Source organism: Dinghuibacter silviterrae, assembly GCF_004366355.1.
GTDB classification, from domain to species: Bacteria; Bacteroidota; Bacteroidia; order Chitinophagales; family Chitinophagaceae; genus Dinghuibacter; species Dinghuibacter silviterrae.
The window spans coordinates 2,327,848-2,349,906 of record NZ_SODV01000002.1 but is presented as its reverse complement, the minus strand read 5'-3'; the positions used below and the strand labels follow the sequence as shown (position 1 = coordinate 2,349,906).

Genomic DNA, 22,059 nt, shown 5'->3' with positions numbered 1-22,059 from the left:
AGTTTTATTCAATCGTGTACCAGCTAAAACCATCGGGGGGCAACACCACGCGGAGGTGCAGGTTCCCGTCCCGTCCGGGTGCGTATGTTTTCGCCACGCCCTCTTGTTCGCGCACCCTTACGACACCCGATAGCCCCGTATAATACAGGGGCACCGTGATGGTCCTCGTCAAAGATACAGGCAGCGGGTTATACAACATCAAAAACCCTTTGATCGCGCCCTTCGGGTCGACGTGCAGGATTCCATCCCAGTCCCTTCCGTCGGGCCTCCTCAGGTGGATGATATCCGCGTTCAGGATCGTCCGGTACTTTTTGTACCAAAGGATCGTTCTTTTTACAAGCGCCTCCGTATTATCGGTGTCGTATAAACGAGGTCCCCGGTAACAGGCCTGGACACCTGCTCCATAGTACTGGACCATCAGTTGCCGATAGTCCTTCAGGTGGTCCTTCAGCGGTTCCAGCACCGCCTCCGGTCCACCCTCATGGTAGGCTGTCAGGGGCACGAAACCCCAACCCATCGACGGTGTTTTTTCCCAAGTACCATCATAGATATTCTGACGGTTCAGGATGACCTGCTGGTCCCTGGGCAAGGTAAAGTTCATTTCCCGGTACCCCAATGCGATCTTGTTGGTCCCGTCCAGGAAATACCAGTCCGGTGCGTTGACATACACCCCGTGCGCGCAACACCAATGATAAAGGCTTTTTTGTAGCAGCACTTGCTGCCATTGGCTGTCCTCCAGGCCCCGGTGGCCGGGGTGGGTGGTGGACGCGCAAACGTCCCCCGGGTAAGGACCGTCGTTTTCGAAAATATCAAAACCCGTAGCGGCCAGAAAGTACTCGATCTTGCGCAGGTAGGCCAGCCCCCAGGCGCTCCCATAACAGGGCGCAAAGCCAAAAACCGCGCCCCCCGGTTTTCCCGTTTTAGGGTCGATCACGTCGTCACTGTCGCTGATGTGCCGGCTGGAAAAAAGCGAATAGCCGCCGATAAGGATGTGTTTGCCATGGGCGTATGCCGCCAGTTTTTTCCAGCGCGCGATGTTCTCTGCCGACGTGTCTTCCATATTGCAATGGCTGCCAAAGCTAAGGATCACTGCCTCGTACCCCGTGGCCACACACTGGTCGACGGCAGTGGTGACGTCCTCATCCTTCCTGGAGATCAGGTGCAAAAAGATCGGATTCTGCGTTGTCCAGGGCGCTATCGTGCGATACATCCTCCGGATCGCCAACCCCCTTCTTTCCCGGTCATCGCTATCCATCAATAGCTCCCAGGTGCGAACGGATTCGAGGGTATCGTTCGTCCGGAGGATCACCCCCGGGCCTTTGTCCGGGTAGACTTCCGCCAGACAAGGGTTCTGGCCGCCGCAATTCACCTGGGACGTATAGCCGGAATCCGCCATCCAATGCGCCGTCTGGTCCGACAGCTCGTACCGCATCGAGCCGTTAAAAGCATAGTTGGATTCCAGATAAATACCATGGGGTTTTGCCGTGCTACTCCCGTCTGGCGTCGCCAGGATCTCATTCACGACGCGGTCGACCTTGACCGGTGCGCCTTCGTTGCGGAGGATGAGCCATTTGCAGAACAGGGGGAGGTTGTCGTAGAGGACGTAATGTACCTCCACTGTAAGGGCAGGCACTGCCTTCGGCGACGGGTCTTGCATCGCGGCGGAGGCCGCGGGTCCGGCCTGCGCCGCCGCGCTTGCGGGCTGCCCGCCAGGCGCGCGAAACTCTAGCACAAGCTCGATACCCGTGGCCTGTTGCGGGTTCCCCGTCCAAGTGCGAGACACCCATTGGATCGGCGGCGTCAGCATTTGTACGTGCCAACCGGTGCACTTAAAGTCCTCCGGGTGCGCCCGTAGCCCATTGATCTCCGACGCGCGCAAATATGCTTTTTCACGTTGCCCGTACAAACCTCCGACCTCGTAGGTCTTGCCATCCAGCACCAGCCTTGCCTCCGGCGTGACCGCCCGTAGGAGCTGTTCCCCGTTGACCAAGTCGACAAAGTCGACACAGGCCGCATTTGGCATTACCAGGAAACGGCGCCTGGCGAGGCCGTTGTCCAGGATCACTTCGCGCCGGTCAAAATCCGACTGGACGGTCGCTTTGTAAGTACCGCCCAGGAGCCAGTCGCCGACCGGCTGGGGCGGCTGTGGCGTCTGAGCCGTCGCGCTCAGGCACCAAAAAATCGCGAGTCCAGCGAGCCCTCTCATTGCAGCGTCGTTACCCCGCTCACCGGCGCAGGCTCGGTTTGCAGTTGATCAAAGATGATCACCTCGTTATCCCCCTTCTTTAGCCAGGGCGCGGGGCAATAAAGGTGCTGCTGGGGGCCGATGTTCCAGAAGCGGCCCAGGTTGTGGCCGTTGACCCAGACCACGCCCTTTTGATAATGGGAGAGGTCCAGGTAGGTGTCGGCTACGCTGTCGAGGTGGACACTCCCTTTAAAAAACATCCCCGGTCTTGGCGTCTTCGGAGGCGTCGCTTTGGTACGCAGCGTGCGCATGTACGTGTCGTTCAGGGGGAGCGGGTATACTTTCCAGTTCATGAGCGTCATTCCGTCCAGGGTGACGCGCTCGGTAATCCCTTTGGGATCGATCATTTCCTGGGCAAAATTTATGTGCCCCATGCCCTCCACCAGGACCTCCAGGAGGGGGTTGGGCGACTCTGGTTTGGGTAGCTCGATGCTTTTTTTGCCTTCCCTCCGGTCGAGGTAGCCGATGTACTTGCCGTCGACGAATACGGTGGCATAGTCGTGCAGGTCCGTCAACGTCAGCCGCCCGCTTTTGTGGCCGATGAGGCGCGTGGTGTAGAGCATCAACCCCTGGTTTTGGCCCAGGGCCTCGAAGGGCTCGGGCTGGACCTCGACAACAGGCTGGGGGAGCGTATTCCAAACAGAAGTCCAGACCGCCGGGGTGAATGCCGGTATGCTCATGACGGGAACAGGCGCCGGGATGTCCGGCAGGCTGCCCGTATAGCTCCCGATCAACCGGCGGAGCGCCATGTATTTGGGTGTTGCTTGTCCTTGTTCATTCACCGGCGCGTCGTAGTCATAGCTGGTGACGTCCGGTTCGAAGCCTTTGCCGCCGCTGTTGGCACCCGCCGTAAAACCAAAATTGGTGCCGCCATGGATCACGTACAGGTTGAAGGAGCGCTTGGTATCCAGCAGGAATTTGACTTCTTTGCAGATCCCGTCTGTATCCGTCGTGGCCCACTTTTCCCCCCAGTGCGTCAGCCAGCCGGGATACGTCTCGCTGCTAAAGGAGGGCACATCCGGGTTTCTTTTGGCCGCCTGGGCGAAGTCGTCTTCACTCACCCCGGGGTCCAACCCGATCGCCGCTCCATTCACGTTCCCCGCTTCGAGCATGGACGGGGCTGCCCCATCCGCCGTATAAAAGGGAACGTCGATCCCCGACGCCACCCACCATTTCCGGAGGGTCTCCAGGTAGTTCTTGTCGTTCCCGTAACTGCCGTATTCATTTTCCAACTGGACCATCAGGATCGGTCCGCCATGGGTCACCAGCAACGGATCAACTTGAGCCGTCAGGGCTTTGACATACCGCTTGACCGCGTCCATATAGCGCGGATCGGCGCAACGCACCTTGATCCCCGGAATCGACAGAAGGTAGTCCGGAAGTCCTCCGAAGTCCCATTCGGCGCACACATAAGGGCCGGGTCTCAGGAGCACCCACATTTTCTCTTCTTGCGCGATGCGGATAAACGCCGCGATGTCCCGGTTTTCCGAACGAAAATCGAACCGTCCCTTCGACGTCTCCAGGTAATTCCAAAAGACGTAGGCCGCAATGGTGTTGCACCCCATGGCCTTCGCCATACGGATGCGCTGCCGCCAATACGCGCGTGGGATGCGCGCGGGGTGCATTTCGCCGGAGATGATCTGGAAGGGCTTGCCGTCCAGCAGGAAGTCGTGTGGGCCGAGGTGAAAGGTGTGGGGCGCTGGCCGAGGCGCGGGCTTCTGCGCCGCGGCGGCGGCGCGCGGTGCGCCGGGCGTCTGCGGCGCCGCAGCGGCGGCCGGCGACGCAAGGACGGCGCCTACGGCGGCGCCCAACGATAAGGCTGTGCTAAGTAAAATCGTCTTCATTATCGAGCTTCGCTATTGTACAAGTCGTCGAGCAGGGTGCGCATCTGACGGACCTCCTCTGAGTGTACGGCCACCAGCGTCAGCTGTTCCTGCATCTGCGGGTTGACGTACTGCATGAGGGAGGGCATCGGTACCCTTGCGGATGTATGGAATTCCCGGGCGCCCGTGGTGGCCTGCAGGGCCACGAGGTTTTCCGCCCGGACCCCGGATCCCGGCATGATCTTAATGCGGTCTCCTGCCTTGGTCACGAGCGTGTGGATCAGCGCCGCGCCCTCGGGGGCGGTGGGCCGGAGACCACTCGTCAGGATGCGCTCGCAGCCGATGGCGATGATGTCTTCCAACGCGTCCAGCGGATCGGCGACCCGGTCGAAGGCCCGGTGAAACGTCACGCCCATGGGGCCGGCGGCCTCTACCAGGCGTGCGCATTGTTCTTTGTCCACGCGTCCGTCCTGGGTCAGCCCGCCGATGACCACGCCGTCGCACCCCAGTTCCCGGCAAATGCCGATGTCGAGGAGCATCTGGGCGTAGTCGTTCTTATCATAAAAGAAGTCGCCGCCGCGCGGGCGGATGATGGGGTAGAGGCGCACGGGGGCGGGCGCCGGGCCCGTGCCGGGGGCGGGCGCCGCCGAAGGGCGCTGCCCCGGCGCGGCGCGGCCCGCGTTGCGCGTCACCTCCGGCGCGGTGCGGTGCGCGTTGCGCGTTACTTCCCTCGCCGTGTGGATCAACCCGTATGAGGGTGTCGTGCCGCCATCCCCGGGGTCCATGCAAAGCTCTATCCGGTCCGCGCCGGCGCCGGTGGCGACGATGACGGAGGAGAGGTTGAAACAGCAGATTTCGAGGATAAAGGGACGCATGGGTTATCGAAAATAATAAGGGGCGGGGTACACCTGGTCGATGGAACCGGTGCGCACCGAGTAGGTGAATCCTTTTTGAAGGGCATAAGCACCGATCTCTCCCTGGCGGTTGATGGCCAGGTAGCCGACCTGGAGGGTCTTTGCTCTTTCGGGGCCTTTTTTGACGATGCGTTTGACGGCTTCTTCGCAGGCTTCCTGGGGAGAACGGCCCTGGCGCATCAGCTCTACCACGAGGTGTGAGCCCACGGTACGCATCACTTCTTCTCCTACACCGGTGGAGGTGGCGGCGCCAACTTCTTCGTCGACAAACAAACCCGCACCGATGATGGGGGAGTCGCCCACGCGACCATGCAGCTTGAAGGCCATGCCGCTCGTCGTACATGCACCGCTGACCCGGCCCTGGGTGTCGATGGCCACCATGCCGATGGTGTCGTGGTTGCCGGGGCCGCCGGGCATGGGCGGTTGGTTATGGCTGAATTTGTTTTCGATATTCATCACGGGCTGGTAGTTCGAGGTCTTGAGCCATTGCTTCCAGGCCTTTTCGCTGGCGGGCGTGAGGAGGTTCATTTTTTGGAAGCCTTGCTCCAGGGCAAATTGGGTTGCGCCCTCACCTACCAGCATGACATGCGGTGTTTTTTCCATCACCTTACGCGCCACCGAAATCGCGTGCATGATGTGTTCCATACCGGCCACCGATCCGCAATTGCCGTTTCCTTCCATGATGCACGCGTCGAGGGTCACGTGACCGTCGCGGTCGGGCAGGCCGCCGTAACCGACCGTGTTGATATTGGGGTCGGCCTCGGGGATTTTGACACCTGCCTCGACGGCGTCGAGTGACCAGCCGCCGGCGCCTAGTACTTTCCAGGCTTCGGCGTTGGCGGCCTGGCCGAAGTCCCAGGTGGATACGACGATGGGGACGGTCGCCACGGTGGGGCGATTTTCCGATGCCATGGCGGGGCCCGCAATGGGGTGCGGAGCCAACGGCGGGTGCGCGTTTTTGTCAGCGGACGTTCCCGCAAAGGCGGATGCGGCTTCCGCCAGGAGGCTTTTGCCGGAGAGCGCCAGCGGCGCCGTGAGTGTTGATAACGTCAGAAATTTTCGGCGATTGAGCATACTTCATGTCTTTTCGTGGCCACGAATATAGGGACTAATATCCACCCTGGCCCTTGTAAAGCCGGACGGGGCCGTCGAGCCGGAGCGCCAGCACAGTCATGTATTCATCCAGCACCGTGGCCGGTACGTCAATGTACACCAGACCGGGCACCGCACTCCAGGAGATCTTCCCCACGATCTTGTGGGTGAGGTGTTGTCCTGTACCAACAACGCGTATATCCTGTATATTGTTGGACAAACCTTTTACAAGGACCTGGCCGTAAGTTTTTGACGGAAGAAACAGATACAATGTCGCCGAGTCCTTTGACAAGGTGGACGGTCCGAAAAAGTGCCCCTGCGGGATGCCGGGCAGCGTCCCGAAGATCGCCTCCTGGTGTGCGTTCGTCCATCTACCCAGCTCTTTCAACAGGTGCGTTTCTTCATCGGGGATGGTGCCGTCCGCACGGGGGCCGATATCCAGCAACAGGTTGCCCCCATTGTAAATAACGTCTGCAAAAACAGAAATGACCTCCGCGGGTGTTTTGAAATTCGTATCGTCGGGATGGTAGCCCCAGTTGTTGTTGCTGGTGTAACACAGCTCCCACCAGGGATACGCCGGGCGTGAGACGGGTATGTTCTGTTCGGGGGTGGCATAGTCGCCATATCCCTGGAGCCGTCCGTTGATCACGGTTTGCGGGTTGCGGGACAGGATGAGGTGGCGGATGTGCTCTGCTTCCCATTCTTCCGGGCTGTGCTCCCAGTCGCCGTCAAACCAGACCAGGTCGGGGTGAAACCGGTCCATCAGCTCGACGATCTGTCCCTGGCAAAAACGCCGGTAGCGGTCCCAGCGCGGATAATCGTCCTCTATGCGGTAGCGGCTGCTGTCTTTCCGGAAACCCGGATAGTCGGGTTGCGACCAGTCCAGGAGCGAGAAGTAGGCCCCGCAACGGATCCCATCGGCGCGAAGGGCTTTGAAAAAAGGCCCCACGACGTCCCTTCCCGCGGGGGTACGTTTCGCCACGTTGAGGTCGCTGAGTTTCGTGTCCCAAAGCGCCACGCCGTCATGGTGTTTGGTCGTCAACACCGCATACCGGGCGCCCGATGCCTTAATCAGGTCCGCCCATGCCTGCGGATCATAGTGCGCAGCCGTAAAACCCTTGAGTTGCTGCATGTATATGGGGTAGGGGATCTTGTTGTTGTAAAAACTCCAACTCTCATCGACGCCGTTTACCGAATACACACCCCAATGGATGAAGATGCCCAGCTTTGCATCCTGGTACCATTGCATTTTGTCCTTGATCGTTTCGGGATCGATGTGTTGCGCAAGCCCTCCAAGCGGTAGTAAATAAGCCAGATACAGCAAGCATTTTCGAAGCATCCGGCAAAGTAGGGAAAAAAATAAGCATCCCGCGTGGGGAAACGATTGCGCAAAATTGCGGGGGCCGCGGCGCAGCCCGCGAGAGGGGCGCTGTCGCGCAAACACTAATCGTGCTGTAGAATGGCAATGCCCAACGTACGATTGCCCGCCACGCCTGTCGCGCCCTTGGCAAAAATCGTGTAGGCCTTTCCATCCTCGAAGGTGACGGCGGCAAGGCTGGCAACGGTCACAAACGTCCCGGGCGCGCGGAGCTCCAGCTCGTAGGTGCCGGACGGGTAGGGGACGAAAGTGGTAGAAAACGCGTCGTTTTCCTCGAAATACCGGTCCGTAAAAAGATCCTGTGAGAGGGTTGTCGAATACAGATCGAGGTTGGAAACGGAGGGGGTGAAGTTCAGAAAACGGAGGAAAGCATAACCGGGTCTCGTGGCAGGAAAACTATCGGGGACCGCGGTTACCTGCACGCCGGTATTCACACCCGTGTCCGCGACAAAAATACTGTATTCCCGGCCGGTGGTAAAGTTCGCCGGCTGGCTGAATACCGTATCACCGGCCGACAGGATGGACAAGGCGCGGACGGGTTCCCGGGTACTCAGATACCCCGTACTGTCCGGAAAATTGAGGTTTGAAACGAATAGCGTCCCATCGGTATAAATATTTATACTGGACTCGTGCACGGAGGCGTTGACAAATAAAAGAGAAGAAGACGGGGTGGGGTAGCCGCCCTTATGACAGCCGGCAATGACCAGGCAGACGGCAATGACAAGCAGGCTATGGCGTGGATAGCGCATGGGGTACGGGCTAAGGGCTAAAAAAAAAGCCATCGGTTGAACGATGGCCTTTCTGTATAGCAAGGTTCGGATTAAATTCTGATTCTACCAAATATTTTTCCTCAAAATAAGTCAAGTTGCCTCGAAACCCGCGCCGGCCGGGCTTCAGTCGCCCCTGCGGGGGGCTTGGCAGGGCCCATGACCGTCATGCCTCCGTACTGATAGGAGGTGGCGCGCTCGTGTTCGATCCACTCCTGGACGCGGTCCGCTTCGACCCAGCCCTTTTCCAGGGTCGCGGAAATCGTAGAAAGGGCTTTGATGGCCCGGGCGCTGTCCTCGCGTCCGAGCTTAGCCCGGGTGACAGCCCCTTCGAGCTGCCGGAGGGTTTCGTCATAGACGTTGAGGGGTACGGGGAACGGATGCCCGTCTTTCCCACCATGGGCAAAAGAAAAACGCGCGGGATCGCTGAAGCGGGAAGGCGTGCCGTGGATGACCTCACTGACCAGGGTCAGGGCCTGGAGGGTCCGCGGACCGACGCCTTCCATCAACAACAGCGACTCGAAATCCATAGGTTGTCTTTCATGGGCCAGGGCCAGGATTGCACCCAGCCGTTTTATGTTTATATCAGCAGAACGAACGTCGTGGTGGGCGGGCATGATGAGGTGGGGCGCGGCCGCCACCGCGAGGGCTTCCCCGGCGCGGGCTACTGACAGTACCCCTTCACGGGTGGGGCCCGCGGCCCCATGGGTAAGGTTCAGGATGTCCCCCCTATTGGGCCCGTAAATCGCCGTATGCGGCTCCTCCACAAAAGAGCGGAGCGAAGCCGAATGCCAGTGGTACCGCCGGGCGGTGCGGACCGCTGTGTTCATCCCCTGCTGGACCACGACCCACTCGCCCTCGCGGGAAACGATGAAGTTGTGGAGGTAGAGGTTGAAGCCATCCTGGACGGCGGTGTTGTCGACCTTGGCGGCGAGGCGGCTGCTGCGGATGAGGGTGTCGCCGTCGAGACCGGTCGCGTCGCTAAGGGCGCGGAGTTCGGCGGGGGTCTGGAGGGAGAATTTTCCACGCCCCCCGCACACGTGAAGCCCAAGTTCCCCGGATAGTGGATTGATGGCCCGTTTGAGGGCGCCGAGGACGGAGGTGGTGATCCCGGAGGAATGCCAGTCCATGCCCATGACGCATCCCAGGGATTGGAACCAAAAGGGGTCGCTGAGCCGCCGGAGAAAACCGGAGGTCCCATAGTCCATGACCACGGTTTCCGCTACAGCCCGCCCCAGACGCGCCATGCGCTGGGCCAGCCAGGTGGGAACGCGGCCGTAGTGGAGGGGCAGATCGGCGGAACCGGCTTTTGTCATAGTGCTAACAAAAATAGTATTTTTTCCTAAAATAATTAGTATTTTGTTTTTGGCCCCTCCTTTGGACGTAACTGCCTGGAACCAAATCAAAACACCATGAAAAAGAATTTTTCAGGGGTGGCCTTGCTGCTCATGGCGCTCGTGGCCTGTCACGGTTCTTCGGGGAGCGGCGACGCTGCGGCGGAGGCGCCTGCCAAACAGGATTCGAGTAATATTACCGGACCAGTCTCTGCGTCCAGGGGCGACCAGGATTTCATGAGCGCGGTGGCGGAAGCGGGGATGACGGAGATCCAGGCTTCCCGGACGGCAGAACAAATGGCTTCCCATCCAAGGGTCAAGGATTTTGCAACGATGATGGTCCAGGACCATGGGCATTGGGGGGACGAACTGAAGGCGCTGGCCCAGGCGCGGAACGTGTCGCTGCCGGCTGCGATCAGCAGCAGCCACCAGGCGGCGGTGAACGCGTTGCAGAAGCTCCACGAGGGGGCTTTTGACAGGCACTATATGGCCATGATGGTCCATGACCACGAAGGAGCGGTAAAAGATTTCGAAACGGCGGAGAAGACGGTCAGGGATACAGCGTTACTGCGTTTCCTAAAAGAAAAGCTTCCGATGATCAAAATGCACCTGGATTCGGCAATGGCCATCGGCAAAGCGTTATAGGGGCGGCTTCGCCGCCACAGTTCACAGAATTGTCATAATTCTCTGGCCCGCTGAGACAAGAGCGCTGAAAAAAGAGACAAAAAGGTCGACGGTTTCCTACGGGTTACCGGGCGACCTTTTTTTGTCTATCTTTACTTAGTAGGTCACGCGGTCCTTATAGGTTAATTCTATGTAAGTTACCTTTTGGGCCTCGACCCGGATGGGAGCGAGATGGTTGTATTGGTCGGTGAGGCTGGCATAGTAAAGACCCCCGATCCTGATGAAAAGGGAATAGTTCCCCGTATCCAATGAAGCTTCGAAAAAGCCCGTGCTGTCGGCCTGTACGGTTTTTATGACCCGGGCATGTACCGTCTTATAAAAAGAAGCCTTTTGGTCCGGTTCGACCTGGCTCAAATTCACTATCGGATAGATATACACCAGGGCGGGTATGCCCTTGCCTTTGTGCCTTGGCATGCCGGGGGCTGGCATTTGGTTACCTTTTAGTACACGGACATAGCCGCGTACCCCTTGTTTTACGTATGTATGTCCGAGGGGGAGCGGGTGGGTCAAAACGGCCGTTCCGAGGAAAAAGCCAATGAAAAATAGAATCCGACGTTTCATTGGATTGAGGGAGTTTACGTTAAATTTACTATAAATCCGAACAAGCTATCTTCACTGTATGAGGAGTACATTTACCCCGAGCGTAGCCACGATTTGCGGTATAGCCGCCTGTCTTACTTTTTCTTCCCTGAAAGCACAAGTGATGACCAACAAGACGGCCTTGAACCGGGCGTCTACCCTGGCCAGGCAGGAGGAGGATCGCTCCTACAACCTGGCCATCCGGCTGGCGGCCCAAAAGCGCTGGCCGCTGATCATCCACGGCCGCCAGGGGAAGTATGCGGTTCTTTCGGGTGTGGACGAAGCGGGCGGACCGATCTATAAGGTGGTCGACAACCTCTCCAGCGCACAAACCGTCAGCACCACGGCGCTTTGGCCGGGAGGGAGCACAGGGCTTTCCCTGAGCGGGAATGCCACCAACCTGAAGGGAAGGCTGGCCATCTGGGACGGGGGTGCCGTCAGGGGTACGCACGTGGAGCTGGCCGGCAGGGTCATCCAAAAGGACGGCGCGACGACCCTGGACGACCATGCCACGCATACGTCGGGCACGATGATTGCCACCGGGGTAAATCCGCAGGCAAAAGGCATGTCTTTCCAGGCGCCGGAACTGGACGCCTACGACTTTAACAACGACGTATCCGAAATGGCTACCGCGGCACCCAACCTGTACCTGTCGAACCACTCGTACGGGACGATTGCGGGCTGGTACCTGAACACGGACAACAACCACTGGGAGTGGTACGGCAATTCCGGGGATACAGTCGACTATAAATTCGGCTATTACGATTTTTATACGATGATGCGCGACTCGATCGCGTATAATGCGCCGGACTACCTGATGGTCCAGGCGGCGAGCAACAACCGGGGAGAAACCGGTCCCGCGGTGGACTCAAACTATTACCCTGTAAATTCGAACGGGGTGGAAGAGTCGCCGGTTGCCCGCCCGGCCAACCTGAGCAGCAATGCCTATTTCCATACCATTCCCACCTACGGGAATGCCAAGGACGTATTGACGGTGGGCGCGGTTGAGCCGATCCCCGGCGGGTATAACTCCGCCTCGGACGTGGTGATGACCTACTTCAGCAGTTGGGGGCCGACCACCGACGGCCGGATCAAACCGGACATCGTAGCGGACGGAGATGGCGTTTTGTCGTCGATATCGACCTCGGACTATGCGTATGATACGTACGCGGGCACGTCGATGGCTACGCCGAATGTCACGGGGTCGTTGCTGCTGTTGCAACAGTATTATACCCAGAATCACCACGATACCGCGATGCGGTCGGCCACGCTCAAGGCGCTGGCCATCCATACCGCGGACCAGGCGGGTACGAGCCCGGGCCCCAACTACATCTACGGCTGGGGGTTGCTGGATACGAAAACCGCGGTGGGCGTGATCAAGTCTTCCCTGACCGACGGCAGCCAGCAGATCCTGGAAAGCAGCCTGGTCAACGGGACCACCGATACGCTCCGCATACCGGTAGTGGCGTCGGGCAAGGGCACGCTCAAGGCGACGATCGTCTGGACGGATCCTCCCGGCACGGTCAATTCCACGAACCTTTTCAGCACCACCCCGATCCTCGTCAACGACCTGGACCTCCGGATCATCAAGGGGTCTACGACATACCTGCCCTGGGTGCTGACGCCTTCGTCTCCCGCCACCGCGGCGACCAAAGGGGACAACAAGCTTGATAACGTAGAAAAAGTAGAGCTTGACTCGGTCGTACCGGGCGCCACCTACACCATCCAGGTGACGCACAAGGGCACGCTGGCCCGCGGGCAGCAGGCCTTTAGCCTCGTCTACAGCGGAGTGGGCGGCTCAGCGTATTGCACCTCGGCGCCCACCAGCAGCACGGGGACCCGGATCGACAGCGTATCCCTGGGCGGCGTGCACAACAAGAATGCCGCCGGTTGTACAACCTATAGCGACTTTACCAGCCTTCAGGCCAATGTGTCGGGTGCGCAAACGGTGCCATTCTACGTCGGGTTGTCGTCCTGCGACGCGTCGGCAAACAGCCGTGTGGTCAAGATCTACATCGACTATAACAACGACAATACCTTTACGGATGGGGGCGACCTTGTGGCGACCAGCCCCGTCCTGGCGGGTGGAACGACGTCCTGGACCGGTTCGTTTACGACCCCTGCAACCCTGACCGCCGGGGGGACGACGCGGATGCGCATCGTGACCGAAGAGGTCACCGATACCTCCCTGGTCAAGCCCTGCGGTTCGTACAGCAACGGGGAAACCCAGGACTACAGCGTTCTTTTTGTAAAACCCGCCAAGGACCTGTCGATCTACAACATGGTGGATCCCCTGAACCCGGCCTGTGCCGATTCGACCCAGATCGTCACCCTGACGATCCATAACAATGGGACGGCCACGCAGGCCGGCTTCCCCGTGACGGCGACGGTCATGAACGGCAACACGGTGGTCGCGACCCTGACGGGGACTTACCCGGATACCATCGGCGCGGGCGCCAACATCGCCTATGCCCTCCCGGGGAACTTCAACTCGATCCCCGGCACGACCTATTCGATTAAGGCGTCCGTCAACCTGACCGGGGACCAGAATACAGCCAACGACACGGCCACCTTTAGCTTTACGGTATCCCCCGCGGCGACCAACCCGTCCACCGGCACCGCCACCATCTGCGGCACCGGCGCTTCCACGGCCAACCTAAAGGTCAACGGGGCCGATTCATCGAACAGCTATTTCTGGTATACCACGGCCACGGGCGGTTCGCCTATTGCGTCGGGGTATAATACCACGACCACGACCATCCCGTCCAACAATACCTTCTATTTCTCATCCGGTGGCAGCGGCTCCTTTGGTCCGGCCACCAAAACGACCCTGGATACGGCCGGAGGGTATAATGCTTTCTACGGGAACTGGGTCAGCTATCACGCCGCGGTCCCCGTTACCCTGGAATCCGCGCGCTTCTATACGAAGTACCATGGGACCATCGCCTTTGTGGTGGCGGACGTCGACCAGTCCACGATCACGTCGTCGGGTGCTTTTTCCTACCTCCCGTACACCACGACCACGGTCCATGTGTACGCCACGGCGCCCCATACCGAGAAACCCCATTCCGACGGTTCCACCCAGACGGACGACCCGTCCGATACCGGGGCCGTCTTTTACCTGAATATCCCGCTCCCGGCCGGGGACCACGACATCATCATCGAAAGCCTGGATTCGGCAACGATCTTCCGGAATACCGGCGTGCCGTCCACCAACACCTATCCCTTCGGGTCCACCAATCTTTTTGCGTGGACCGGGAACAGCGCAGGGGTAACCGCGGGCAGCCTGGGGACCTTGTATAAGTCTTATTTCTATTTCTTCTATGACGCCAAGATCAAGACGACGGATTGTTCCGCCACGGGTGCGCGGACGCAGGTGACCGCGGTCACGGCGCCCAACCCGGTGATCACCGAGAACGGCGATTCCCTGATCAGCAGCGCGGCCAGCGGTAACCAATGGTTCCTCGGCGGGGTGATCCTTTCGGGGGCCACCAATCCCATCTATATAGCCTCGAAGTCCGGCGTATACGATGACGAAGTGACCGACTCCGCCACGGGTTGTGTCCTGACCTCGAACAGCATCAACTACGTGCTAACGGCCGTGGATACCGTCTCGGCGCCCCAGGGTTTGAAGATTTACCCGGACCCGACGCCGACAGGGCTGGTCAACGTGACCTTTACCGTCACGAACTCGGCGGACCTGACCTTCGAGGTCTACAATGTCCTGGGTGAGCTGGTGTCCAAACAGGTCTACCCGTCCTATATCGGCGCTTATTCCGGCCAGATCAACCTGAAGGGCTATGCGGACGGGGTGTATATTTTGAAGATAACGCACGGGGATAACGTCACGATAAGAAAGATACTTCTGCAACAACAATAGTAGTCGACTTTTGTAAGTGGACATATTTTGCGGCGGTGGGCTATGTGGTCAATTTAGCCCACCGCCGCAAAATGTCTAATGATCTTGGGGGCGCCTGTGGCGCCCTTTTTATTTTTAAGGCAATATGTAGTAAATATTGGCGTTATAATTGCTTATATTGCATGACAAATTTATACCCTGTGCGATACATTCTACTCGTTTTAGCCATTATCCTATTGTATGCTCCTCTGCGAGCGCAGAATTTCTTTCTGAACATCGACGCCGGCGCCGCCAACTACGACGGCGAATTACAGCAACACCGGTACACCTTTCAAGAGGCCCATCCGGGTGGTGGCCTTGGCCTGGGGTATGAGTTCAGTCCCCATTTCACTCTGAGCACGGGGTTTTTGCTCACCGAGATTTCCGGGGCGGACAAGTACAGCTCCAACCCCGGAGCGGTAGCGCGTAACCTGAGTTTCTACAGCAATATCTTCGAATGGAACGTGCGGGCCGAATACCAGTTGTTCGACCTGTCGGACCGGTCTATTTCGCCTTATGGCTTCGTGGGCCTGGCCGTGTTTCATTTCAACCCTTATGCATATGATCCCACCGGGCAAAAGGTGTTCCTGCAACCCCTGAGCACCGAGGGAGAAGGCCTCGCAGGCGGTCCTCCGAAGTATTCCCTGACCCAGTTTGCCATTCCATTTGGGGCAGGCCTCCGCCTGGCCCTTTCGGACAATGTCCGGGTCGGTTTGGAGGTGGGTGTCCGCAAGACCTTTACGGGTTACCTGGATGACGTCCACGGCGCCTATTACGACGAATTCTCCCTTTTAAACGCGAAGGGCGCGGAAGCCGTGGAAATGGCCTTCCGGGGGAATCAGCTTCCCGGTCACACGGGAGCCACCTATCCGGCAGCAGGCAACGCACGTGGTGCCGGGGGAGATGACTGGTACTATTTCACGGGGCTGAGGATCAGCTTCCGGCTGAGCGGTGCGGAATACACACACAACCATATGGGGTGCCCGACGAGGATCCTGTAAATTGTGCCTAAATAGTTAGAAAATATAGGCCCCCGGTGACCCCGGGGGCTCTCTTTTTGCATTCATTTCGATACCTTTGCACACTTTCAATTCAGACTATGGATCAAGTGGATCAAACTTTGGACGGCTCCCAGGAGCAGGGGGGTAGGATCATTCAGGTTAATATCGAGGAACAGATGAAGACGGCCTACATCGACTATTCGATGTCGGTCATCGTGAGCCGCGCGCTTCCGGACGTACGGGACGGCTTCAAGCCGGTACACCGCCGCATCCTCTTTGCCATGAATGAGCTGGGGATGACCTATAACAAGCCCTACAAGAAAAGCGCCCGCGTCGTCGGGGAAGTATTGGGTAAATACCACCCGCACGGGGACTCTTCCGTGTATGACGCGATGGTCCGCATGGCCCAGGAATGGAGCATGCGGTATATGCTGGTCGAAGGCCAGGGGAACATGGGGAACCAGGACGGGGACGGTCCGGCCGCCATGCGGTATACCGAAGTCCGTCTCCAGCGACTGACCGAATACGTCCTCCAGGATATCGAAAAGGATACCGTGGACTTCCAGCTGAACTTCGACGACTCCCTGGAAGAACCGACCGTAATGCCTACCCGTATCCCCCAGCTCCTCGTCAACGGGTCGAGCGGGATCGCCGTGGGTATGGCGACCAATATGCTTCCCCACAACCTGGGCGAGGTCATCGACGGTTGTATCGCCTATATCGAAGACCGCGAGATCACGGTGGAGGACCTTATCAAATACGTCAAGGCGCCGGATTTCCCCACGGGCGGGATCATCTTTGGCGTCGAAGGCGTCAAACAAGGCTTCCGCACGGGCCGCGGCCGCGTCGTCGTCCGGGGGAAGCTCCACGTGGACACCAAACCCAGCGGGCGGGAACAGATCATCATTACCGAGGTGCCTTACCAGGTGAGCCGGGATACCCTGACCGACCGGATCGGCCAGTTGGTCAACGACCGGACGATCGAAGGCATCGCCCACGTCAACAACGAATCCAACCAGAAAGAAGGTACGCGTATCGTCCTGGACCTCAAAAGGGACGGCGTTGCCAACGTAATCATCAACCAGTTATATAAGCATACCGAGCTCCAGACCAGCTACGGGATCAACAACGTGGCCCTGTCGAAGGGTCGCCCCCGTATCCTGAACCTGAGGGACCTGATCTCCGAATTCGTCGAGTTCCGGCATGAGGTCGTGGTCCGCAGAACCAAGTTCGAGCTCCGGGAAGCGGAAAAACGCGCCCATATCCTGGAAGGATACCTGATCGCCCTGGACCACCTGGACGAGGTGATCCAACTGATCCGGAACTCATCCACCCCCGAGAACGCCAAGGAAGGTCTCATGACCCAGTTCGGCATGTCCGAGATCCAGGCCAAGGCCGTACTCGAACTCCGTCTGCAACGCCTGACGGGTATGGAAAGGGATAAGATCCGCGAGGAACACGGCGAACTCATGAAACTCATCGCGCATCTCAAGGAAATCCTCGGAGACGAGGGCATGCGTTTCCAGATCATCAAGGACGAATTGCTCGACGTGAAGACCCGCTTTGCCGACGAGCGCAAAAGCGAGATCCAGTACCTGGCCAACGAAATGCGCATCGAAGACCTGATCGAGTTGGAAGACGTGGTCATCACCATTTCCCACCTGGGTTATATCAAACGCACGCCTGCCGACGAATACCGCCAGCAAAAACGCGGCGGAAGGGGCGTCATCGGTGGCAAGACCCGCGAGGAAGACTGGATCGAACACCTCTTTGTCGCCTCTTCCCACCATACCCTGATGTTCTTTACGGAAAAGGGCCGTTGCTACTGGCTGAAGGTCTATGAAATCCCCGAGGGGGACAAACAAAGCAAGGGCCGCGCCATCCAAAACCTCATCCAGATCCCGCCGGACGACAACATCCGCGCGATCATCGACGTCAAGAACTTCGACGATGTAGATAACCAGTATATCCTGCTGTGTACCAAAAAAGGCATCATCAAACGGACCGAGCTTAAGGAATTCTCCCGCCCGCGTCAAAGCGGTGTCAACGCCATCACCGTGGTGGAAGGGGACCAACTGTTGGAAGCCCGTTTGACGAACGGACAGACCCAGGTCATCATGGGCGTGCGCAGCGGCCGGGCCATCCGTTTCCCCGAAGACAAGGTCCGGGCCACCGGCCGGGGCGCTATCGGCGTCACGGGTATCGAGGTGGACGAGGCCGGGGACGAAGTCGTTGGCATGATTTGTGTCGATGGTACCGATACCACAAGGAATGTCTTGGTCGTCTCCCAAAAAGGCTTTGGCAAACGAACGCCTGTAGACGAATACCGGATCACCAACCGGGGTGGGAAAGGGGTGAAAACCATCAATGTCACCGACAAAACCGGTTCCCTCATAGGCATTTTGGACGTCGTCGAGAACCAGGACCTGATGATCACCTGCCGGTCCGGGATCACGATTCGTATGTCCGTGGCGGACATTCGCGAGGCGGGGAGGAATACCCAGGGGGTGAAGCTGATTAGGTTGGAGGAGAGTGATGAGATTGCGGCGATTACGACGCTGGATGAAATGGAGGAAGAGACGCCTTCGGAGGGCGCCTCTGAAGCGCCGGACGCGCCGGCAGAGGGCGCCGAACCAGCCGCCGACGCCGCCGCAGGGGAAAATCCGGAGAATGAATAGAGGTTGCCGCTGCAACACAATAATTTAGGTATATTTAAGGCGAAAAATCAAATAACGCAACATGACAAAATTTTTCCTAGCCGGTCTTTCTGCGCTGACGCTGCTGGGCGCTTCCGCCCAGGACCTCAAGCAGGCCAAAAAGCAGATCGACAAGAAAGACTGGGCAAGTGCAAGAACGACGATTGACCAGGTGGTGACCAACGATAAATGGTCCAAGGACCAGGATGCGTGGTATACCAAAGGAAAGGTGTACAGCCAGTTCGCCACCGACAGCGCCCTGAAAGGACAGGTGCCCGGCGCGAACATGATCGCCCTGGATGCCTTCAGAAAGGCTTATGACATCGACAGCACCAAGACCTCTATCGAGGCCGTCCTGGACAATAAATACGCTTACATCGCCAACCTGTACAACACCTCTTTCAACGAGGCCTACAGGATCTTCCAGAAGAACGACTTTGCCGGCTCGCTGCCCGGTTTTGACAACACCAACCAGATCGGCCGCTTTATCTACGACAAGCACATCGGTCTGACCGGTCTTGACACGGTCGTCACCTACTACCTCGGCTTCGACTATATGAAGCTCGAAAAGAACGACAGCGCCACCTACTATTTCAAATTGCTGGCGGACGCCAAAGTATCCGGCCAGGGCTTTGACCTGCCCTACCGCTGGCTGGTGTATGTCTATTCCGACAAAAAGGATTGGGACAACGCCCAGAAATACGCCGCCGCCGGTAAAACCCTTTATCCCAAGGACACCTACTTCGACGACGTCGCCCTGCAGATGCTGAAAGAGCAAGGCAAAACCGACGAGCTCATCAAGAAATACGAAGAGGTCATCGCCAACGATCCGAACAGCTACGAGCACCAGTATAACTATGGCAACACGCTCTTCGGTCTCGTGTATGGCGTCGATAAAAAGCCCGCCGGCTATACCGAGCTGATCCAAAAGCTGGAAGGCGCCTTTACCAAGTGTACCGAGATCGACCCCAACCGCCCCGAAGCCTTCCTGGCGCTGGGTAAATCCCACTTCAACCAGGCCGTGTCCATCAACGACAGCCTGAAGACCATCAAAGGAAAGACGCCCGCCGACGACGCCAACAAAAAGGCGCTCCAGGGCCAGGCCGAAGAGCAAATCAAGGCAGCCATCACGCCCCTGGAGAAAGTTTTCAGCTTCTATGACACCCAGTCTACGCTCAAGGTAGCCGAAAAGTCGAACTATAAATCGTCCATCAGCCTTCTCGGGGATTGCTACCGCTACCTCGAAAACAAGGACAAGGCCAAGTTCTACGACGACAAGTATACCGCAGCAGACAGCAAATAGACTATGAGACCCTGGATATTCCTGGTCTTATTCTTCTGGGGGGATGTTTCCGCGCAACGCGCAGGAGACATCCCCTCCGATTTTAAGGCCGCCTGGATCGGTTGCCCGGGAGTGCCCGCCAAGGCCTACGGGGTGTATCACTTCCGAAAGACCTTTACGCTTTCGGCCGCGCCTGGCCGTTTTCTCATCCACGTCTCGGCGGATAACCGTTACCGTTTGTGGGTCAACGGTCACTTCGTTTGCGCCGGGCCCGCAAGGAGCGACCTGGCGCATTGGTATTTCGAAACGGTGGACATAGGGCCTTTGCTGCAACCCGGGGACAACGTTATCGCAGCCCTGGTCTGGAACATGGGGGAATATGCGCCGGTGGCCCAGGTCAGCAACCAGACGGGTTTTTTGTTGCAGGGAGCGTTAGTGAATACCAACAGTTCCTGGCGCGTTTTTCATGATACGGCGTATGCGCCGTTGCCTGTCGATTTGCACTCCTATTACGTGGTGGGGCCCGGGGATCACGTTCGCGGCGACGCCTATCCGTGGGGGTGGGAGCAGCCGGGGTTTTCTGACTCCGGGTGGTCTCACGCTTCGTATGTCGATCACGCCTTTCTTTTTGGCAGCGGTACCGACAACCGGTGGACGCTGGAGCCACGCAATATCCCGCTGTTTCCGGAGACGCTCCAGCGGATACCGTCAGTGCGGCGGGGTGGCCTCTCGGGATTTTTGCAAGGCACTCCTACGACCATTCCTCCGTCGAGCCACGTCAGTCTCCTCCTCGATCAGACTTATAACACCGTTGCCTATCCTTCGCTTTTGGTCAGCGGTGGCCGGGGCGCGACCATCCGGATGAGCTATGCCGAAGCGCTTTTTGACTCGGCCGGCCGTAAAGGCAACCGAAATGACATCGAAGGAAAAAAGCTTACCGGCAACGCCGACCTCTTCGAACCCGACGGCGGCCCGCATCGTTTGTTCCGCCCCCTTTGGTTCCGGACCTACCGGTATGTACAGCTCGACATTACCACGGGCGCCGACTCGCTGGTGATCGACGACCTGTACGGTATGCGCACCGGGTATCCATTTGAGGCTAAGGCGTCCTTTTCCTGCAACGACAGTTCCCTAAGCGACATCTGGAGGGTAGGGTGGCGTACCGCCCTGATGTGTGCCGGGGAGAACTATTTCGATTGCCCCTATTACGAACAGCTCCAATACGAAGGCGACACCCGTATCCAGTCGCTCATCTCGCTCTACGTTACCGGGGACGACCGCCTGATGCGCAAAGCCATCCTCGACTTCTACCACTCCCGGATCCCCGAGGGGCTGACACAGGGACGGTACCCCAGCAACCGGCTCCAGGTGATTCCGCCCTTTTCGTTGTACTGGGTATCCATGGTGTACGACTACTGGATGCACCGGGGCGATTCCGCTTTTATCGAGCCGCTCCTGCTACCCATACAGGAGGTGTTGCACTGGTACGCCGGTCATGTCGATTCGCTCGACATGCTCGGGCCCATGAACTGGTGGAGTTTTGTCGACTGGGACGATCAATTTCCCGGAGGGGTACCCGATGGGGCTACCAACGGGCATTCTTCCGTGGTGACGTTGCAGTATGCGTATACCCTGAATCAAGCGGCGGCATTGTTCGCGGATTTTGGCATGCCTGCGCTTGCTTCTCAATATCGCTCGTTGGCGCACCGCTTGTGTGCGGGAACGTACCGGTCTTGTTTCGACGCCTCCCGCGGGTTGATGGCGAATACGCCTTCGCGGACGACGTTTAGCCAGCATGCCTCCATTATGGGGGTACTCAGCGGGGCGTTACCTGGTTCCGTCATGCGCCGTGTGCTCTCCGACACCGGCATCAGCCAGACCACCTTCTATTACCGCTTTTACCTCACCCGTGCACTGAAAGTCGCCGGGCTGGGGGATCTGTACTACAGCCAGCTCGGGCCCTGGAGGGATATGCTGGCCCGCGGGCTCACGACATTTGCCGAGAAGCCAGATCCCACCCGTTCTGATTGCCATGCCTGGAGCGCCAGCCCCAACTACGACTTTCTCGCGACGATCTGCGGGATCGTGCCGGCGGCGCCGGGGTTTTCGCAGGTGCTGATACAGCCTTGTATGGGGCCTTTGACGGAGGTACGCGGGAGTATGCCTGTACCGGCGGGGATGGTGAGCGTGCATTTGCTCCGCCATGGGGAGCACGTGACCGGAAACGTGGAATTGCCTTCTGGGGTGAAGGGGCGGTTTGTATGGAAAGGGCGTGTCGTTTCCCTGCAAGGGGGAAGACAAGAAATTTCCTTATAAAACTTTGATTTTTGCTCAGCTCATCAAGCCGATCAGAAAGAGGGAAGCCA

General features: G+C 58.4%; 14 protein-coding genes. 6 read left to right on the top strand and 8 right to left on the bottom strand.

All coding sequences use genetic code 11. From position 1 onward, the window contains the following. Positions 1 to 4: 4 nt before the first annotated feature. The 7 genes from EDB95_RS26595 to EDB95_RS26565 form a co-directional block, all read right to left on the bottom strand. Complete coding sequence (locus EDB95_RS26595) at positions 5 to 2,206, bottom strand: alpha-galactosidase (protein ID WP_133999923.1); 2,202 nt, start codon at positions 2,204 to 2,206, stop codon at positions 5 to 7. Next, entirely contained in the window at positions 2,203 to 4,089 is a 1,887-nt protein-coding gene (locus EDB95_RS26590; protein WP_133999920.1) for a glycoside hydrolase family 35 protein, read from the bottom strand. Before EDB95_RS26590 ends, EDB95_RS26595 begins: the two co-directional genes overlap by 4 nt. After that, positions 4,089 to 4,943: a copper homeostasis protein CutC gene (locus EDB95_RS26585; protein ID WP_246073792.1), complete on the bottom strand. Its 855-nt coding sequence runs from the start codon at positions 4,941 to 4,943 to the stop codon at positions 4,089 to 4,091. Before EDB95_RS26585 ends, EDB95_RS26590 begins: the two co-directional genes overlap by 1 nt. Positions 4,944 to 4,946: 3 nt before the next feature. Continuing rightward, the gene (locus EDB95_RS26580; protein WP_133999917.1) at positions 4,947 to 6,056 is read right to left on the bottom strand and encodes a N(4)-(beta-N-acetylglucosaminyl)-L-asparaginase; all 1,110 of its coding nucleotides are present in this window, start codon (positions 6,054 to 6,056) and stop codon (positions 4,947 to 4,949) included. A 34-nt stretch (positions 6,057 to 6,090) separates the two neighbouring features. Further along, positions 6,091 to 7,413: an alpha-L-fucosidase gene (locus EDB95_RS26575; protein ID WP_133999915.1), complete on the bottom strand. Its 1,323-nt coding sequence runs from the start codon at positions 7,411 to 7,413 to the stop codon at positions 6,091 to 6,093. Positions 7,414 to 7,517: 104 nt separating this feature from the next. Continuing rightward, positions 7,518 to 8,201, bottom strand: a complete 684-nt coding sequence (locus EDB95_RS26570) for a DUF4397 domain-containing protein (RefSeq protein ID WP_162852808.1) — start codon at positions 8,199 to 8,201, stop codon at positions 7,518 to 7,520. 101 nt (positions 8,202 to 8,302) lie between these two features. Then, positions 8,303 to 9,535 (bottom strand): DUF763 domain-containing protein, encoded by a 1,233-nt coding sequence (locus EDB95_RS26565; protein WP_133999909.1) that lies wholly within the window; start codon positions 9,533 to 9,535, stop codon positions 8,303 to 8,305. A 96-nt stretch (positions 9,536 to 9,631) separates the two neighbouring features. Between EDB95_RS26565 and EDB95_RS26560 the strand changes: the two genes are divergently transcribed. Beyond that, complete coding sequence (locus tag EDB95_RS26560) at positions 9,632 to 10,198, top strand: DUF4142 domain-containing protein (RefSeq protein ID WP_133999906.1); 567 nt, start codon at positions 9,632 to 9,634, stop codon at positions 10,196 to 10,198. 135 nt (positions 10,199 to 10,333) lie between these two features. Here the strand turns inward: EDB95_RS26560 and EDB95_RS26555 are convergent, their stop codons facing one another. Further along, a complete protein-coding gene (locus tag EDB95_RS26555; protein ID WP_133999903.1) occupies positions 10,334 to 10,651 on the bottom strand; it encodes a hypothetical protein in 318 nt (105 codons plus the stop codon). A 205-nt stretch (positions 10,652 to 10,856) separates the two neighbouring features. Here EDB95_RS26555 and EDB95_RS26550 point away from each other — a divergent pair, with 205 nt between their 5' ends. The 5 genes from EDB95_RS26550 (at position 10,857) to EDB95_RS26530 (ending at position 22,009) form a co-directional block, all read left to right on the top strand. Further along, on the top strand, positions 10,857 to 14,696 hold the full coding sequence (locus EDB95_RS26550) for a S8 family serine peptidase (protein WP_133999900.1): 3,840 nt from the start codon (positions 10,857 to 10,859) through the stop codon (positions 14,694 to 14,696). Between the two features lie 179 nt (positions 14,697 to 14,875). Continuing rightward, complete coding sequence (locus EDB95_RS26545) at positions 14,876 to 15,715, top strand: DUF6089 family protein (RefSeq protein ID WP_162852807.1); 840 nt, start codon at positions 14,876 to 14,878, stop codon at positions 15,713 to 15,715. Between the two features lie 98 nt (positions 15,716 to 15,813). Beyond that, positions 15,814 to 18,393 carry a DNA gyrase subunit A gene (gene gyrA / locus EDB95_RS26540; RefSeq protein WP_133999894.1) on the top strand — a complete coding sequence of 860 codons (2,580 nt, stop codon included), beginning with the start codon at positions 15,814 to 15,816 and terminating at the stop codon, positions 18,391 to 18,393. Positions 18,394 to 18,454: 61 nt separating this feature from the next. Beyond that, positions 18,455 to 19,714 carry a tetratricopeptide repeat protein gene (locus tag EDB95_RS26535; RefSeq protein WP_133999891.1) on the top strand — a complete coding sequence of 420 codons (1,260 nt, stop codon included), beginning with the start codon at positions 18,455 to 18,457 and terminating at the stop codon, positions 19,712 to 19,714. 3 nt (positions 19,715 to 19,717) lie between these two features. Then, positions 19,718 to 22,009 carry an alpha-L-rhamnosidase-related protein gene (locus EDB95_RS26530; RefSeq protein WP_133999888.1) on the top strand — a complete coding sequence of 764 codons (2,292 nt, stop codon included), beginning with the start codon at positions 19,718 to 19,720 and terminating at the stop codon, positions 22,007 to 22,009. Positions 22,010 to 22,059: the final 50 nt, after the last annotated feature.